Raw genomic sequence first — 16,013 nt, forward strand, 5'->3', positions numbered from 1 at the left:
CTACATGTGGCAGCGTCTCCTTCCCCCATTTATGGGGGAAGGCCGGGATGGGGGACAACCCGCACTAAGCAAGCACCATCACCCCTTCTTCTGCCCCGTCAGCTCAGCCAAACGCACAATCACATCCACCGACTGTGCCATCACATTGAGTGAGGCGAACTCGTGCTTGCCGTGATAATTGTAGCCGCCGGTGAACAGGTTCGGGCATGGCAATCCTTTCCACGACAGCGCAGAGCCGTCGGTGCCGCCGCGAATCGGTTTGACGTTCGGTTCGATGCCGCAATCGCGCATCGCCTGCAGCGCCAGCTCAATAATGTGCGGATGCGGTTCGACTTTCTCGCGCATGTTGCGATAACTGTCGCTGATCTCTACTTTCACCGAACATTCGCTTTGCAGCCCTTTGCTGACGCGCTGACCAATCTCTTCCAGTAGCTGTTTACGCTGTTCATAGCTGTCGGCATCAAAATCGCGGATCAAATACATCAGCTCGGCATGTTCAACCGTGCCTTTGATGGTGTGCAGATGGAAGAAGCCTTCATAGCCGTCGGTATACTGCGGCTTCTCTTTGGCTGGCAGTTCCGCGTGGAAGCGCATCGCCAGATCCAACGCATTGACCATCACATTTTTAGCGCTGCCTGGATGCACGTTGTTGCCGGTGATTTTAACCATCGCGGTAGCGGCATTGAAGTTCTCGAACTCGAACTCGCCGAGATCGCTGCCATCAACGGTATACGCCCAATCGGCGGCAAAGCCTTCGACGTCGAAGTGCGACGCGCCGCGACCAATCTCTTCATCGGGTGTAAAGGCCACGCGAATCGCACCGTGTGGCGTATCCCCTTTTGCCAGACGCGCCATCGCGGTCATGATCTCGGCGATACCGGCTTTATCATCCGCGCCGAGCAGCGTTTTGCCATCGGTGGTGATCAGCGTATGACCGATCAGCTTATGCAGTACCGGGAACATCACCGGTGACAGAATTTCATCACCGTTGCCGAGCGCGATATCGCCACCGCGATAGTTTTCAATAATCTGCGGATTGACGTTTTTGGCGGTAAAATCCGGCGAGGTGTCCATATGCGAAATAAAGCCGATCACCGGCGTGGCCCAATCAACGTTAGCCGGTAAGGTGCCCATCACACAGCAGTGATCGCTCAGAGAGACATCAACAAAGCCCAGCGCGATAAGTTCTTCCTGTAATTGACGCGCCAGCGTCCACTGCCCTTCGCTGCTTGGCACCTGTCGTGCCTGAGGTTTTGACTGAGTTTCTACTGCAACATAACTGAGAAAACGCTCAAGTAATTGATCCATCTGTCATCCCTCTAAAGAACCTGCGTCATTATCATGGTGGCCAAATGGCACCATGTTGCGTCAAATCATTATCCTTCAGGTTAGCTCTCTCAACGTGACTTGCGTTGAAAATTCGCTCACTCGCGCCTGTCTGACTTATCCGTTACGCATACTCCGGCATTTTTCAGAGTTTTCAAGGTAAATCCGTGGCAAAACATGGCATTGACACATTTTTGCGGTATCATCGCGCCCTTCATCACAGCAAGCGGCCACCAGCGGCTATGCTGTAACCTGATTCACCATCAGACTGAGTGACTAAAATGACGCAAACACGCGCGCCTGCGCTGGTTACGCTTTCTGGCATCAGTAAAGCTTTTGATGGCAAAACCATCATCTCTGACTTTGACCTGACCATCCGTCACGGCGAGTTCATCACGCTGCTTGGCCCTTCCGGCTGCGGAAAAACCACCATTTTACGCCTGATTGCCGGGCTGGAAGCGGCCGATCGCGGTCATATCACTCTTGATGACAACGACATCACCGATCTGCCCGCCGAGCATCGCCACATTAATACCGTGTTTCAGAGCTACGCGCTGTTCCCGCACATGTCGGTGTTTGAGAACGTCGCCTTTGGCCTGCGCATGCAGAAAACCCCGGCGGCGGAGATCACCACGCGCGTTAACGATGCGCTGGCGATGGTGCAGCTGGAGAGTTTTGCCGATCGCCGTCCGCATCAGCTTTCGGGCGGTCAGCAGCAGCGCGTGGCGATTGCGCGCGCGGTGGTTAATCGCCCGAAAGTGCTGCTGCTGGACGAGTCGCTGTCGGCGCTGGATTACAAGCTGCGGCGCCAGATGCAAAACGAGCTCAAAGCGCTACAGCGTAAGCTTGGCATCACCTTTGTGTTTGTGACGCACGATCAGGAAGAGGCGCTGACCATGTCCGATCGTATCGTGGTAATGCGCGATGGCCGCATCGAACAGGACGGCACGCCACGCGAGATTTACGAAGAGCCCGCCAACCTGTTTGTGGCGCGCTTTATTGGCGAGATTAACGTGTTCGATGCCGAGGTGCTGAACAGCGATCATGCGCCTACAATCCGCGCGCGCGTGGAAGGCCTTGAATGCACGCTGCAATGTGATTTCCCGGTCAGCGTCGGCGATAAACTGCACGTGCTGCTGCGCCCGGAAGATCTGCGCGTTGAAGAGATCGATCACGACAGCCGCAGCGATAATCTGATCGGCTTCGTGCGCGAGCGCAACTATAAAGGCATGACGCTGGAGTCTACTGTTGAGCTGGAGAACGGCAAGCTGCTGACGGTGAGCGAGTTCTTCAACGAAGACGATCCCGATTTTGATCACTCGCTGAACCAGAAAATGGCCGTCAGCTGGGTCGCCAACTGGGAGGTGGTGTTGCCGTATGAAGTTGATGCGTAACCGCCTGCAGAAAGTCATTGTTGCCCTGATCGTCAGCTGGCTCACGCTGTTTGTGCTGCTGCCTAACCTGATGATTTTCGCCACCAGCTTCCTGACGCGCGATGATGCGCATTTTGTCAGTATGGCCTTCACCCTCAATAACTACACGCGGCTGCTCGATCCGCTCTACGCTGATGTGCTGCTGCACTCGCTGAATATGGCGTTGATCGCCACGCTGTGCTGCCTGCTGCTCGGTTATCCGTTTGCCTGGTGTCTGACGAAACTGCCGGCGCGCCTGCGTCCGTTGATGCTGTTCCTGCTGATTGTGCCGTTCTGGACCAACTCGCTGATCCGTATCTACGGTCTGAAAATCTTCCTCAGCACGCGCGGCTGGCTGAATGAATTTTTGCTGTGGCTTGGGGTGATCGATAAACCGTTTCGCATCATGTACACCTCGGAAGCGGTGATTCTGGGGCTGATCTACATTCTGCTGCCGTTTATGGTGCTGCCGCTCTACTCCAGCCTGGAAAAGCTGGATAAATCCTGCCTCGAAGCGGCGCGCGATCTTGGCGCGAACAAAGTGAAAACCTTTTTACGCATCATTCTGCCGCTCACCATGCCGGGCATTGTCGCTGGTTGCCTGCTGGTGTTTATCCCGGCGATGGGCTTGTTCTTTGTAGCGGATTTGCTGGGCGGCGCGAAAAACCTGTTAATTGGCAACGTGATCAAGAGCCAGTTCCTGAATATCCGTGACTGGCCGTTCGGTGCTGCCACCAGCATTGTGATGACGCTGCTGATGGGGCTGATGCTGCTGGCTTACTGGCGCGCAGCGCGTATGCTGAACAGCAAGGTGGAACTGCAATGATGGCGCGCTGGTTACGTGGCGGCTTCATGGCCGTGATTTATGCCTGGTTTTATATCCCGATCATCATTCTGATCGTCAACTCCTTCAACCGTTCGCGTTTCGGCATTAACTGGCAGGGCTTCAGCACGCAGTGGTATCGCCTGCTGATGAATAACGACAGCCTGATTCAGGCGGCACAACATTCATTGCTGATGGGCGTGCTCTCTGCCAGCTGCGCCACGATTATCGGCTCGCTGACCGCCGTCGCGCTCTATCGCTATCGCTTCCGTGGTAAACCGTTCGTCAGCGGCATGCTGTTTGTGGTGATGATGTCGCCGGATATCGTGATGGCGATTTCGCTGCTGGTGCTGTTTATGCTGCTGGGCATTTCGCTGGGCTTCTGGTCGCTGCTGTTCTCGCATATCACCTTCTGCCTGCCGTTTGTGGTCATCACCGTCTATTCGCGCCTGAAAGGGTTTGATGTGCGCATGCTGGAAGCCGCCAAAGATCTTGGTGCCAGCGAAGTCACCATTTTGCGCAAAATTCTGCTGCCGCTGGCGCTGCCGGCGGTCGCAGCGGGTTGGCTGCTGAGCTTTACGCTGTCGATGGACGATGTCGTGGTATCGTCGTTCGTCACCGGCCCGAGCTTCGAAATTTTGCCGTTAAAAATCTATTCGATGGTGAAAGTTGGCGTGTCACCGGAAGTGAACGCGCTGGCGACAATTTTGCTGCTGCTGTCGCTGCTGTTGGTGGCGCTCAGTCAGCTGTTGCTCCGTGATAAAACCAAATAGAGGATAATCGATGAAAAAGTGGTCTCACTGGCTGGCGGCTGGGGCGCTGGCATTGGGCATGCAGAGCGCGCAGGCGGATGCCGGCAAAACGCTCTACTTCTATAACTGGACCGAATACGTGCCGCCGGGACTGCTGGAGCAGTTCACCAAAGAGACCGGCATCAAGGTGATTTACTCCACCTACGAATCCAATGAAAGCATGTATGCCAAGCTGAAGACCTGGAAAGATGGCGCCTACGATTTGGTGGTGCCTTCAACCTACTTCGTCGCCAAAATGCGTAATGAAGGCATGCTGCAAAAGATCGATAAAACCCAGCTCAGCAACTTCAAAAACCTCGATCCTAACCTGCTCAACAAGCCGTTTGATCCTAACAATGATTACTCGATCCCCTATATCTGGGGCGCGACCGCCATTGGCATCAACACTGACGAAGTGGATGCCAAAAGCATTACCCGCTGGGCCGATTTGTGGAAGCCTGAGTATAAGCAAAGCCTGCTGCTGACCGACGATGCGCGTGAAGTGTTCCAGATGGCGCTGCTTAAGCTGGGCTATTCGGGCAACACCCGCGATCCCAAGCAGATCGAAGCCGCTTATGAAGAGTTGAAAAAGCTGATGCCGAACGTGCTGGCGTTTAACTCCGATAATCCGGGAAATCCATTTATGGAAGGCGAAGTGAACGTTGGGATGATCTGGAACGGTTCCGCTTACGTGGCGCGCCAGGCAGGTACGCCGCTGCAGATTATCTGGCCACAGGAAGGCGGGATTTTCTGGATGGATAACCTGGCGATTCCGGCCAATGCGAAAAACCGTGAAGGCGCGCTAAAGCTGATTAACTTCCTGCTGCGTCCGGATGTGGCGGCACAGGTGGCGGAAACCATCGGCTATCCCACGCCAAACCTGGCAGCGAAGAAGTTACTGCCACAGGAAGTGGCCAGCGATCCTTCGCTTTATCCTGCTGAGGATGTGATCAAAAACGGCGAGTGGCAGAACGATGTCGGTGACGCCAGCGTGCAGTATGAGACGTTGTTCCAGAAGCTGAAGGCGGGACGTTAACTCTCTGCGGCTTCCCCTCACTCTAACCTCTCTCGCAAGCGCGAGAGGGTTCCGTCTAGCCCCTTCTCCCTCTGGGAGAAGGTTGGGATGAGGGAAAGCGCGCACAAACCTACTTATACAACCCACGCAAAAACGTATGCACAAACTCCGGCACCACTTCGCTTGCTAAGCCGTAATGACGCTCGGCAAACTCATTGCCGACCTGGCTCGGTTCCAGATTCAGCTCCACGGTATGCGCGCCCTGCAGTTTCGCTTCGTGGACAAAACCGGCGGCGGGATAGACATGGCCCGACGTGCCAATGGCGATAAACAGATTCGCCTGCTCAATCGCCTGATAAATCTCTTCCATCCCCAGCGGCATTTCGCCGAACCACACGATGTGCGGGCGCAGCATGGCCGGGAACTGGCAGCAGGTGCAGCGATCGTCAGCGGTTAAATCTTCGGTCCAGTCCAGCACTTGTCCACTGCTGACGCAGCGCACTTTCAGCAGTTCACCGTGCATATGCAGCACGCGCTGGCTGCCGGCGCGTTCGTGCAGGTTATCGATATTCTGCGTCACCAGCAGGAAGTTATCGCCCAGCACCTGCTCCAGTTCCGCTAGCGCTTTGTGCGCGGCGTTAGGCTGAATTTCTGGCTGCTGCAGCTGTTGACGCCGCGCGTTGTAAAACGCCTGCACCAGCGCCGGATTGCGTTGAAAACCTTCCGGCGTGGCGACATCTTCCACGCGATGCTCTTCCCACAAGCCATCGGCGGCGCGGAAAGTTCGAATACCGGATTCGGCGGAGATCCCCGCGCCAGTCAGCACCACCACGCGCGGTTGCGGATGCGCGGCCAGTTCAGCTTTGCGATCGCGCTCGAAGATGCGCTGGCGAAAGCGCTGGTGCACCTTGCGGCGGTTTTTTTTGTCGCGGGCAAGTCGTAGGCGGCGGCGCGGTATGCGCATAAAAGCTCCTTATCTGCGGCGTTTATTGCCGCGCATCGGGGATTTTTCGGGCTACTCTGCCCGATAATAGCAGCCGCACAGCGGCTGCGTTTTATCTTTACTGACCGCTGAGTACGCGGGCCGGATCGATACGGCTGGCGCGTCGTGCCGGATACCAGCTGGCAATCAGGCTCAGGACAATCGCGGTGGCCAGCACCGAAATCACATCAATCCAGTGCAGTTCGGACGGCAGGAAATCGATAAAGTAGATATCGCCCGCCAGCAGCTGATGCCCGGTCAGGTGCTCAAACACGCGCATCACCGGCGTGAGATTGAGCGCCACCAGCACGCCGACCACCACGCCGCTGACGCTGCCGAGCAGGCCCGCCAGCAAGCCGTACCAGATAAAGATGGCGCGAATCAAACCATCTTTGGCGCCCAGCGTACGCAGCACCGCGATGTCGCTGCTCTTGTCTTTCACCGCCATCACCAGCGTCGAGACGATGTTGAAGCAGGCCACGCCAATCACCAGCACCATGGCTAAATACATAATGGCGCGAATCATCTGGATGTCACGGTACATGTAGCCGTAAGTGCCAATCCAGCTCTTGATGTAGACGTAAGAGTGCGTCACTTTACCGGCGTCATGTATCAACTTCTGCGCCTGGAACGGGTCATTCATCTTCAGCGCAATACCGCTGACGCTGTCGCCCATATCCAGATATTTCTGCGCATCGGCCAGCGGCACCAGCGCCAGGCTGTGATCGAGCATGCCGCTCAGTTGCAGCACGCCGCTGACCTGCAGACGAATACGTTTTGGCTGCAGCAGCTTATTCTCGCCATCATTATTGGGGATCATGATGGTGATCCAGTCGCCCTGTTTCACGTTGAGCGATTTAGCGATGCCGCCACCCAGAATGATTTGCTGTTTACCAGCCGCGAACTGTGACCACGCATCTCCGGCCACAAAGCTCGGCAAGGCGCTGAGACGCGCTTCCTGCTGCGGATCGACGCCTTTCACCTGCAGCGCCTGCAGCTTTGCGCCGCTCTCAATCAGCCCGGTGAAGTTGATATAGGGCGCTGCGGCGGCAATGCCGGCCACCTGCTCAATCGGCGCGATCATCGGTTGCCAGTGACGGAACGGCTGATTCACCGGCTCGATTTCACCGTGCGGCACTACCGCCAGAATGCGGTTGTTGAGCTCACGCTCAAAGCCGTTCATGGCGCTCAGGCCGATGATCAGCACCGCCACGCCCAGCGCAATGCCGATGGTGGAGATGATGGAGATCAGCGAGACCATGCCACCACGCCGCCGACCGCGGCTAAAACGCAGCCCGAGCAGCAGGGATAATGACGAAGCCATCAGATCACTCCCAGCGTCAGTTGGTCGCTCAGCTCACCGTCGCGCATTTCCATCTGGCGGCTCAGGCGTTTCGCCAGCTGCAGATCGTGCGTCACTACCAGAAAAGCGGTGCCCTGTTTAACGTTCAGCTCGCCGAGCAGTTCAAAAATCGCGTCGGCGTTACGCGCATCGAGGTTACCGGTAGGTTCATCGGCCATCACCAGCCGCGGACGATTCACCAGCGCGCGGGCAATCGCCACACGCTGACGTTCACCGCCCGACAGCTCAGAAGGCCGATGCGCAGCACGTTTTTCCAGCCCGACCGCCGCCAGCATTTCACGCGCGCGTGATTCCGCTTCCGCTTTGCCAATTTTGCCAATCAGCAGCGGCATCGCCACGTTCTCCAGCGCACTAAAATCCGGCAGTAGATGGTGGAACTGATAGATAAAGCCCAGCTCGCGGTTGCGTAGCTCGGCTTTCGCGGCCGACGACATCGCATTCAGCGATTTACCATCAAAAATCACATCGCCTGACGTCGGCGCATCCAGACCGCCAAGCAGATGCAGTAAGGTACTTTTACCCGAACCGGAGCTGCCGACAATCGCCGTCAGTTCACCCGGCTGCAGGCTGAAAGCCACATTGCGCAGCACATCGGTCTGCACGCTGCCTTCCTGATAGCGTTTGCACAGGTCACGACACTGCAACAAAGGAGTATTACTCATAACGTAAAGCCTCAGCGGGTTGGACGGCGGCAGCGCGCCACGACGGATAAAGGGTAGAAAGCAGCGCGACGGCCATTGAGACCAGCGCAATGGTGATCACCTGCAACACGTTGATGTCGACCGGCAGCGCCGCGCCATCAAGGAACAGACCAATCACCGGCATCAAATTATTCAGCTGGCTGGCGAGCAGCACGCCAAGCACGGTGCCCAGCAGCGCGCCAATAATGCCCGCGCTGGCGCCCTGCACCATAAACACCGCAACAATCTGGCGGCGGGTTAACCCCAGCGTTTGCAAAATGGCCACTTCGCCCTGCTTCTCCATGATCAGCAGGCCCAGCGAGGTAATGATATTAAAAGCCGCCACCGCGATGATCAGGCTCAGCAGCAGCCCCATCATGTTTTTTTCCATACGTACCGCCTGGAACAAATCGCCTTTGCGTTCGCGCCAGTCTTTCCACGTCAGGCCCTCCGGCAGTTTCTGCTGGCTGAGCGCATCAACGCTTAACGGCTTATCCAGCCACAAACGCCAGCCGGTGATGTTGCCGAGCGGATAGCGCATCACGCGTGACGCATCCTGCTGATTGACCAGAATTTGATAGCCATCCACTTCGCTGTTGGCGGCATAGGTGCCAGCCACGGTGAAAATACGCTGGCTCGGCAAACGTCCTACCGGCGTGAACTGGCTGACCGATGGCACCATCAGACGCAGCTGATCGCCGCGCTTCACGCCCAGCTGTGCAGCCAGCTGTTCACCGAGGATGACGTTGTACTGGCCCGGCTGCAGCACGCTTTGTTGGGTGTTGACGAGGAATGGCGTTAGCGGATCCTGTTCGTCGGGATTGATGCCGAGCATCACGCCGACCGAGACGTTACGCGCGCTTTGTAGCACCACATCGGCGGTGGTCAGCGGTGCGATGCGCTTAACCCCTTGCAGTTGGAGATTATCGGCGGGCAACGCCTCCGGACTGATGCTGCCTTTTTCGCTGGTGATCAGCGCCTGCGGCATCAGGCCGAGGATATTGCCTTCCAGCTCGCGCTCAAAGCCATTCATCACCGACAACACGGTGACCAGCGCCAGCACGCCGAGCGTGATGCCGATAGTTGAGAGCCAGGAGACGAAGCGACCAAAGCGGTCTGAGGCACGTCCACGCATGTAGCGTAAACCGATGAATAACGCGACTGGTTGATACATGAGATCCGTCTTGGCAGTTGCCTGAAAATAAGTAGTGGGATGATAAAGGAGGCGTCCCCTTTATGAAACCTCTAACCCTCTGAGTCTGCGGCAAAGTTGTGTCAAAAACCGTCCCAGCCAACGCTTATGCATAAAATTGCGACAAATTAATGATGTTATTTGTACGTTTATTCGTCATTGGCTGGCGTAGACTTAAAGGTGAATTACCGTAGGCGACGAGGAGTACACCATGTTCAAGTTCCCCAAAAGCAGCATTGTTAAGCATAAATCGGGTGAAATTAAAGGCGAGATCGTCAACGTTTTTGAACAGGGAGATGCGCCAACCGGCTATTACGTGAAGTGGGACGACGGCAACCACAGCTACCATCTGGAGAAAGAGCTGTCCTGGGCCAATGTCGACCGCCCACGTATGCACTACACACAGCAATCGAGTAAGTAGCTCAACCGGCAAAAGTGTGAGAAATCGCACCACGACAGATGATCCTCAGGGCGGATTATGGAATGATGACGCCCTGTAATCCAAGGAGAGAATGTCGAGATCCCATGTCGGAACAGAGTCGTTATACCCTGCCAGTCAAAGCCGGCGACCATCGCCAGCTCGGCCAGCTCGTCGGCGCCGCGCAAGCGCTTGAGTGCGCCAGCATCACCGAACGCCACAGCGGTCCGGTGTTGATGATTACCCCGGATATGCAATCTGCCCTGCGTCTGCAGGAGGAGATTCGCCAGTTCACCGATCTGCCGGTCACCCATCTCGCTGACTGGGAAACGCTGCCCTACGACAGCTTCTCGCCGCATCAGGACATCATCTCAGCTCGCCTCTCCACGCTGTATCAACTGCCCAACTTAACGCGCGGTATGCTGATTATGCCGGTCAACACGCTGATGCAGCGCGTATGTCCGCACAGCTTCCTGCACGGCCATGCGCTGGTGATGCAGCAAGGGCAAAAGCTGTCGCGCGATGCGCTGCGCGATCAGCTGGAGCAGGCCGGTTATCGCCACGTCGATCAGGTGATGGAGCACGGTGAATACGCCACGCGCGGTGCGCTGCTCGATCTGTTCCCGATGGGCAGCGACCAACCTTATCGCATCGACTTCTTTGACGATGAGATCGACAGCCTGCGTCTGTTTGACGTCGATACGCAGCGCACGCTGGAGGCGGTCAACGCCATCAACCTGTTGCCGGCGCATGAATTCCCCACGGATAAAGCCGCCATCGAGCTGTTCCGCAGCCGCTGGCGCGAAACCTTTGACGTACGGCGCGAGCCGGAGCATGTCTATCAGCAGGTGAGCAAAGGCACGCTGCCCGCCGGTATCGAATACTGGCAGCCGCTGTTCTTTGAGCAGGCGTTGCCGACGCTGTTCAGCTATCTGCCCGCCAATACGCTGCTGCTCAACAGCGGCGATTTGCTGGCCAGCGCCGAGCGCTTCTGGCTTGACGCCAACGCGCGCTTTGAGAATCGCCGTATCGATCCGATGCGCCCGCTGCTGGAGCCGGTCACGCTGTGGCTGCGTCCCGACACGCTGATGAGCGAACTGAAAGCCTGGCCGCGCATGCAGTTAAGCAGCGAGACGCTGCCGGAAAAAGCAGCGAATATCAATCTCGGTTATCAGCCGCTGCCGGAATTGACGGTGCAGGCGCAGGCCAAAGCGCCACTCGATCTGCTGCGTCAGTTCCTTGAACAATTCAGCGGTCAGGTGATTTTCTCGGTTGAGAGTGAAGGCCGCCGTGAAAGCCTGCAAGAGCTGTTGGCGCGCATTAAACTGCGTCCACAGGCTATCGATCACTTTGATCAGGCCGCCAATCAGCCGCTTAGCCTGATGATTGGCGCCAGCGAGCGCGGCTTTATCGATACGCAACGCCAGCTGGCGTTGATCTGCGAAAGCGATCTGCTTGGCGAGCGCGTCAGTCGTCGTCGCCAGGATAATCGCCGCACCATCAATCCTGATGTGCTGATCCGCAACCTCGCCGAGCTGCATCCTGGCCAGCCGGTGGTGCATCTGGAGCACGGCGTTGGGCGTTATATCGGCCTGACCACGCTGGAAGCCGGCGGCATCGTCGCTGAGTATCTGATGCTCTCCTATGCGGGCGACGCCAAGCTGTACGTGCCGGTTTCATCACTGCATCTGATTAGCCGCTATGCCGGTGGCGCGGATGAAAACGCGCCGCTGCATAAACTTGGCAGCGATGCCTGGTCACGCGCGCGGCAGAAAGCTGCTGAGAAAGTGCGCGACGTGGCGGCAGAGCTGCTGGATATTTACGCTCAGCGCGCAGCCAAAACCGGCTTTGCCTTTAAGCACGATCGCGATCGGTATCAGCTGTTCTGCGAAGGCTTCCCGTTTGAAACCACGCCGGATCAAGGCCAGGCGATCAACGCGGTGCTGAGCGACATGTGTCAGCCGCTGGCGATGGATCGTCTGGTGTGCGGCGACGTCGGCTTTGGTAAAACCGAAGTGGCGATGCGCGCTGCGTTTCTGGCGGTTGAGAACGCCAAACAGGTCGCGGTGCTGGTGCCCACCACGCTGCTGGCGCAGCAGCATTACGACAACTTCCGCGATCGTTTCGCTAACTGGCCGGTGCGCATTGAAATGCTGTCGCGCTTCCGCACCGCCAAAGAGCAGAGTCAGGTGCTGGAACAGGCGCGCGAGGGCAAAGTCGATATTCTGATTGGCACCCATAAGCTGCTGTCGAGCGACCTGAAGTGGCACGATCTCGGCCTGCTAATTGTCGATGAAGAGCACCGCTTTGGCGTGCGTCATAAAGAGCGGATCAAGGCGATGCGCGCCGATGTCGATATCCTGACGCTCACCGCCACGCCGATTCCGCGCACCCTGAATATGGCGATGAGCGGCATGCGCGATCTGTCGATTATCGCCACGCCACCGGCACGACGCATGGCGGTGAAAACCTTTGTACGTGAGTACGACAGCCTGGTGGTGCGCGAGGCAATCCTGCGTGAAGTGCTGCGCGGCGGCCAGGTTTACTATCTCTACAATGACGTGGAAAACATCGAGAAAGCGGCGCAGCGATTGGCCGATCTGGTGCCGGAAGCGCGCATTGCCATTGGTCACGGTCAGATGCGCGAACGCGATCTCGAGCGGGTGATGAATGATTTCCACCATCAGCGCTTTAACGTGCTGGTGTGTACCACCATCATCGAAACCGGTATCGACGTACCCAGCGCCAACACCATTATCATCGAACGCGCCGACCACTTTGGTCTGGCGCAGCTGCATCAGCTGCGTGGCCGCGTGGGACGTTCGCACCATCAGGCCTATGCGTGGCTGCTGACGCCGCATCCAAAAGCGATGACCACTGATGCGCAAAAACGTCTGGAAGCTATCGCGTCGCTGGAAGATCTCGGCGCCGGTTTTGCGCTGGCAACCCACGATCTGGAGATTCGCGGCGCGGGTGAGCTGCTCGGCGAAGATCAAAGCGGCCAGATGGAAACCATCGGCTTCACGCTGTATATGGAGCTGCTGGAGAACGCGGTCGATGCGCTGAAGGCGGGCCGCGAGCCGTCGCTGGAAGATCTCACCAGCAATCAAACCGAAATTGAACTGCGTATGCCTGCCCTGCTGCCGGATGATTTTATCCCGGATGTGAATACCCGCTTGTCGCTCTACAAGCGTGTGGCCAGCGCCGCCGATGAGCAGGATTTGGCGGAGCTGAAGGTTGAGATGATTGACCGCTTCGGCAAGCTGCCGGATGCCGCGCGTAATCTGCTGGATGTTGCCGGGCTGCGTTTAGTGGCGCGCCAGTTGGGGATTCGTAAGATTGAAGCCAGCGACAAAGGCGGATTCTTCGAGTTTGCGCCGCAGAATCAGGTTGATCCGGGCTGGCTGATTGGCCTGCTGCAGAAAGATCCTCAGCAATGGAAGCTGGATGGCCCAACACGATTGAAGTTCACCCGCGATATGGCGGACCGGAAAATCCGTATGGAGTGGGTGCAGGGATTTGTCAGCGAGCTGGCGAAAAACCGGGTTTAGTGGATATCCGCACGGAATCGTTGCGGCGCGATTCATCGCGCGCCTTTGACTCCGTGCGCCATTGATGATGCGCAACAAATTGCGCCGCTACGAATCCGTGCGCGTTGAGGATCTCACACATAAAAAAAAGCGCCTTGCGGCGCTTTTTTCGTTACTGCTGCTGTGATGCATCTTTGCCCAATTAGGCCTGATTTGAATTGAGGATCAGCTGACCATTACGGTCGAGCGGAATGCGGGTACCAGGGTCGTTTTCCATGCGGATTTTGCCCTGCTGGTCGCCTATTTTATAGGTCACATCATAACCCAGCATTTTTTCCTGTTTGTCATATACCGTTTTGCAACGCTGCTCGTTGGTGGTGTACGTGTCGCGATCCTGCAGCGCACCCTGCACCTGATTACCACCGTAACCGCCAGCTAACGCGCCCGCTACCGTAGCCACATCGCGTCCGCGTCCACCACCAAACTGATGGCCCAACACGCCGCCGGCTACCGCGCCCAGCACCGAACCGGCAATGCGATTCTCATCCTGGACCGCACGACGATGGGTCAGCGTCACATTGCGACACTCCTGTCGCGGCTGCTTGATGCTCTCTTTAATCGGCGTCGCCGACAGAACTTGTGCAAACTGCGGGCCGCGATCGAAAACATCCATGCTGGCGACTGCGGCAACACCTAACGCTGCTGCCACGCCGATACCGATACCCGCTAACATTGATTTATTCACAGGAATATCCTCCTGAAGGTTGTTACCGCGCATTCCTGCCGCTACCAGATCCTGTGTAGCCGAGGCATAACCGGCGTGCGCGCCGCGCCGTGTTTGTTGGTGATAAGTTTTACAGATGGACCGTAATTGCAACATCAGATTAATGGAGGAAACGCAGCGGAAACCCATCAGGGCCAGCTTTTAGGAGAGTTCCGAGAGCGGATGAAATAGTGCCGTAACCTAAAGCTGAACGTGCAGTTTTCAGCGGGTTACGGCAGCTGGTGTGGCGTAGGGCGGCATTCACCGCCCGAAAATCATCAGTGTAGCTTGAGGCGCGGACGCAGGACGCGGTTAAGACTGCCGACCAGCATCATAAGACCGGTCTTGAAGTATCCGTGGAGCGCAATCTGGTGCATACGATATAGAGAGATGTAGACAAAACGCGCAATGCGCCCTTCCACCATCATCGATCCGCGCATCAGGTTACCCATCAAACTGCCGACGGTGCTGAAGCGCGACAGCGACACCAGCGAACCGTGATCTTTATAAACATAGGCTTTCAACGGTTTGTCTTTACGCTGTGCAAGGATGTTCTCCAGCGCGCGCGACGCCATTTGATGTGCTGACTGCGCGCGCGGCGGTACAAATCCGCCCCCCGGCAGCGCACAGGAGGCGCAATCACCAATGGCGTAGATGTCGTCATCCAGCGTGGTTTGTAGCGTCTCTTTTACCACCAGCTGATTGATGCGGTTGGTTTCCAGACCGCCAATCTCTTTCAGGAAGTCTGGCGCCTTGATACCGGCCGCCCACACCATCAGATCGGCATCAATGAATTCGCCGCCTTTGGTATTCAAGCCGTTTTCGGTGGCGCTGGTGACCATGGTTTGCGTCAACACGCGTACGCCAAGTTTGGTCAGCTCCTGATGCGCCGCCGCCGAAATGCGCGGTGGCAGCGCCGGCAGAATGCGTTCACCGGCTTCCACCAGCGTGACATTCAGCGAGCTGCTATCAAGACCTTTGTAGCCGTAGCTGTGCAGCTGTTTCACCGCGTTATACAGCTCTGCAGAGAGTTCCACGCCGGTGGCGCCGCCGCCGACAATGGCGATGTTGACTTTTTCCAGGCTGCCTTCGCTGGCCGAGAAACGCAGGAACAGGTTGAGCATTTCGTTGTGGAAACGACGCGCCTGATGCGGGTTGTCGAGGAAGATGCAGTGATCTTTTACGCCCGGCGTGCCGAAGTCATTTGAGGTGCTGCCAAGCGCGATGACCAGACGATCGTAGGCCAGCTCACGCTGCGGCACTAACAGTGCGCCTTCCGCATCGCGGATTTCGGCCAGCTCAAGGGTTTTGTTTTCACGGTTGATTTGCGTCAGCGATCCCAGCTGGAACTGGAAGCCGTGATTACGCGCGTGCGCCAGATAGCTTAGCGCATCAATCCCTTCGTCCATCGAACCGGTTGCCACTTCATGCAGCAGCGGTTTCCACAGATGACTGTGGTTACGATCGACCAGGATGATCTCGGCTTTCTTCTTGCGTCCCAGCTTGTGACCGAGCTGCGTTGCCAGCTCTAAGCCGCCAGCACCACCGCCGATGATAACGATTTTTTCCATAGATGTAGTCAACAAAGACCCCCTCAAAGTTGTAAACCAATAGTTAATTAATGGTTAATAAAAACCTTAATAAACATAGGGTTGGCGACGTTAAATCGCGAGCTGAGGGCAGAATATCACGGCGTCAGAGACATCACATAAGAAAAT

13 protein-coding genes are annotated in these 16,013 nt (G+C 56.8%); 6 read left to right on the forward strand and 7 right to left on the reverse strand.

The window, feature by feature from the left end:
* Positions 1–78: 78 nt before the first annotated feature.
* On the reverse strand, positions 79–1,308 hold the full coding sequence (pepT, locus tag Q3H59_RS12460) for a peptidase T (RefSeq protein ID WP_309835141.1): 1,230 nt from the start codon (positions 1,306–1,308) through the stop codon (positions 79–81).
* A 299-nt stretch (positions 1,309–1,607) separates the two neighbouring features.
* Between pepT and potA the strand changes: the two genes are divergently transcribed.
* From potA to potD, 4 genes are read left to right on the forward strand one after another with little or no spacing between them, the layout of a single operon-like run.
* Positions 1,608–2,720 (forward strand): spermidine/putrescine ABC transporter ATP-binding protein PotA, encoded by a 1,113-nt coding sequence (potA, locus tag Q3H59_RS12465; RefSeq protein ID WP_110865941.1) that lies wholly within the window; start codon positions 1,608–1,610, stop codon positions 2,718–2,720.
* The gene (gene potB / locus Q3H59_RS12470; protein ID WP_101760814.1) at positions 2,704–3,564 is read left to right on the forward strand and encodes a spermidine/putrescine ABC transporter permease PotB; all 861 of its coding nucleotides are present in this window, start codon (positions 2,704–2,706) and stop codon (positions 3,562–3,564) included. The genes potA and potB overlap by 17 nt, the downstream gene beginning before the upstream one ends.
* A complete protein-coding gene (gene potC / locus Q3H59_RS12475) occupies positions 3,561–4,334 on the forward strand; it encodes a spermidine/putrescine ABC transporter permease PotC (protein ID WP_061716930.1) in 774 nt (257 codons plus the stop codon). The genes potB and potC overlap by 4 nt, the downstream gene beginning before the upstream one ends.
* 10 nt (positions 4,335–4,344) lie before the next feature.
* Positions 4,345–5,388: a spermidine/putrescine ABC transporter substrate-binding protein PotD gene (potD, locus tag Q3H59_RS12480; protein ID WP_309835146.1), complete on the forward strand. Its 1,044-nt coding sequence runs from the start codon at positions 4,345–4,347 to the stop codon at positions 5,386–5,388.
* 109 nt (positions 5,389–5,497) lie between these two features.
* Here potD and cobB read toward each other — a convergent pair whose 3' ends face one another.
* The 4 genes from cobB to lolC all read right to left on the reverse strand — a co-directional run bounded on the left by cobB (position 5,498) and on the right by lolC (position 9,566).
* Positions 5,498–6,331, reverse strand: coding sequence for a Sir2 family NAD+-dependent deacetylase (cobB, locus tag Q3H59_RS12485; protein ID WP_101760816.1), 834 nt, complete (start codon positions 6,329–6,331; stop codon positions 5,498–5,500).
* A 97-nt stretch (positions 6,332–6,428) separates the two neighbouring features.
* On the reverse strand, positions 6,429–7,673 hold the full coding sequence (gene lolE, locus Q3H59_RS12490) for a lipoprotein-releasing ABC transporter permease subunit LolE (RefSeq protein WP_277974745.1): 1,245 nt from the start codon (positions 7,671–7,673) through the stop codon (positions 6,429–6,431).
* Entirely contained in the window at positions 7,673–8,374 is a 702-nt protein-coding gene (gene lolD, locus Q3H59_RS12495; protein WP_008103026.1) for a lipoprotein-releasing ABC transporter ATP-binding protein LolD, read from the reverse strand. The genes lolE and lolD overlap by 1 nt, the downstream gene beginning before the upstream one ends.
* The gene (lolC, locus tag Q3H59_RS12500; RefSeq protein WP_277974744.1) at positions 8,367–9,566 is read right to left on the reverse strand and encodes a lipoprotein-releasing ABC transporter permease subunit LolC; all 1,200 of its coding nucleotides are present in this window, start codon (positions 9,564–9,566) and stop codon (positions 8,367–8,369) included. The genes lolD and lolC overlap by 8 nt, the downstream gene beginning before the upstream one ends.
* Before the next feature lie 229 nt (positions 9,567–9,795).
* Between lolC and Q3H59_RS12505 the strand changes: the two genes are divergently transcribed.
* Together Q3H59_RS12505 and mfd are read left to right on the forward strand one after the other, a co-directional pair.
* The gene (locus tag Q3H59_RS12505; RefSeq protein WP_008103029.1) at positions 9,796–10,005 is read left to right on the forward strand and encodes a hypothetical protein; all 210 of its coding nucleotides are present in this window, start codon (positions 9,796–9,798) and stop codon (positions 10,003–10,005) included.
* Between the two features lie 104 nt (positions 10,006–10,109).
* The gene (gene mfd, locus Q3H59_RS12510) at positions 10,110–13,553 is read left to right on the forward strand and encodes a transcription-repair coupling factor (RefSeq protein WP_309835152.1); all 3,444 of its coding nucleotides are present in this window, start codon (positions 10,110–10,112) and stop codon (positions 13,551–13,553) included.
* A 181-nt stretch (positions 13,554–13,734) separates the two neighbouring features.
* Here mfd and Q3H59_RS12515 read toward each other — a convergent pair whose 3' ends face one another.
* The gene (locus Q3H59_RS12515) at positions 13,735–14,277 is read right to left on the reverse strand and encodes a glycine zipper 2TM domain-containing protein (RefSeq protein WP_007885735.1); all 543 of its coding nucleotides are present in this window, start codon (positions 14,275–14,277) and stop codon (positions 13,735–13,737) included.
* A 296-nt stretch (positions 14,278–14,573) separates the two neighbouring features.
* The gene (locus Q3H59_RS12520) at positions 14,574–15,878 is read right to left on the reverse strand and encodes an NAD(P)/FAD-dependent oxidoreductase (protein ID WP_085982480.1); all 1,305 of its coding nucleotides are present in this window, start codon (positions 15,876–15,878) and stop codon (positions 14,574–14,576) included.
* Positions 15,879–16,013: the final 135 nt, after the last annotated feature.

This window comes from Pantoea sp. SORGH_AS_0659, from assembly GCF_031453915.1.
Taxonomy (GTDB): Bacteria; Pseudomonadota; Gammaproteobacteria; order Enterobacterales; family Enterobacteriaceae; genus Pantoea; species Pantoea leporis.

What these genes read in the sequence shown, in the direction of transcription:
- pepT (WP_309835141.1), bottom strand. Translation starts at nt 1,308, where the DNA reads ATGGATCAATTACTTGAGCGTTTTCTCAGTTATGTTGCAGTAGAAACT.
- potA (WP_110865941.1), top strand. Translation starts at nt 1,608, where the DNA reads ATGACGCAAACACGCGCGCCTGCGCTGGTTACGCTTTCTGGCATCAGT.
- potB (WP_101760814.1), top strand. Translation starts at nt 2,704, where the DNA reads ATGAAGTTGATGCGTAACCGCCTGCAGAAAGTCATTGTTGCCCTGATC.
- potC (WP_061716930.1), top strand. Translation starts at nt 3,561, where the DNA reads ATGATGGCGCGCTGGTTACGTGGCGGCTTCATGGCCGTGATTTATGCC.
- potD (WP_309835146.1), top strand. Translation starts at nt 4,345, where the DNA reads ATGAAAAAGTGGTCTCACTGGCTGGCGGCTGGGGCGCTGGCATTGGGC.
- cobB (WP_101760816.1), bottom strand. Translation starts at nt 6,331, where the DNA reads ATGCGCATACCGCGCCGCCGCCTACGACTTGCCCGCGACAAAAAAAAC.
- lolE (WP_277974745.1), bottom strand. Translation starts at nt 7,673, where the DNA reads ATGGCTTCGTCATTATCCCTGCTGCTCGGGCTGCGTTTTAGCCGCGGT.
- lolD (WP_008103026.1), bottom strand. Translation starts at nt 8,374, where the DNA reads ATGAGTAATACTCCTTTGTTGCAGTGTCGTGACCTGTGCAAACGCTAT.
- lolC (WP_277974744.1), bottom strand. Translation starts at nt 9,566, where the DNA reads ATGTATCAACCAGTCGCGTTATTCATCGGTTTACGCTACATGCGTGGA.
- Q3H59_RS12505 (WP_008103029.1), top strand. Translation starts at nt 9,796, where the DNA reads ATGTTCAAGTTCCCCAAAAGCAGCATTGTTAAGCATAAATCGGGTGAA.
- mfd (WP_309835152.1), top strand. Translation starts at nt 10,110, where the DNA reads ATGTCGGAACAGAGTCGTTATACCCTGCCAGTCAAAGCCGGCGACCAT.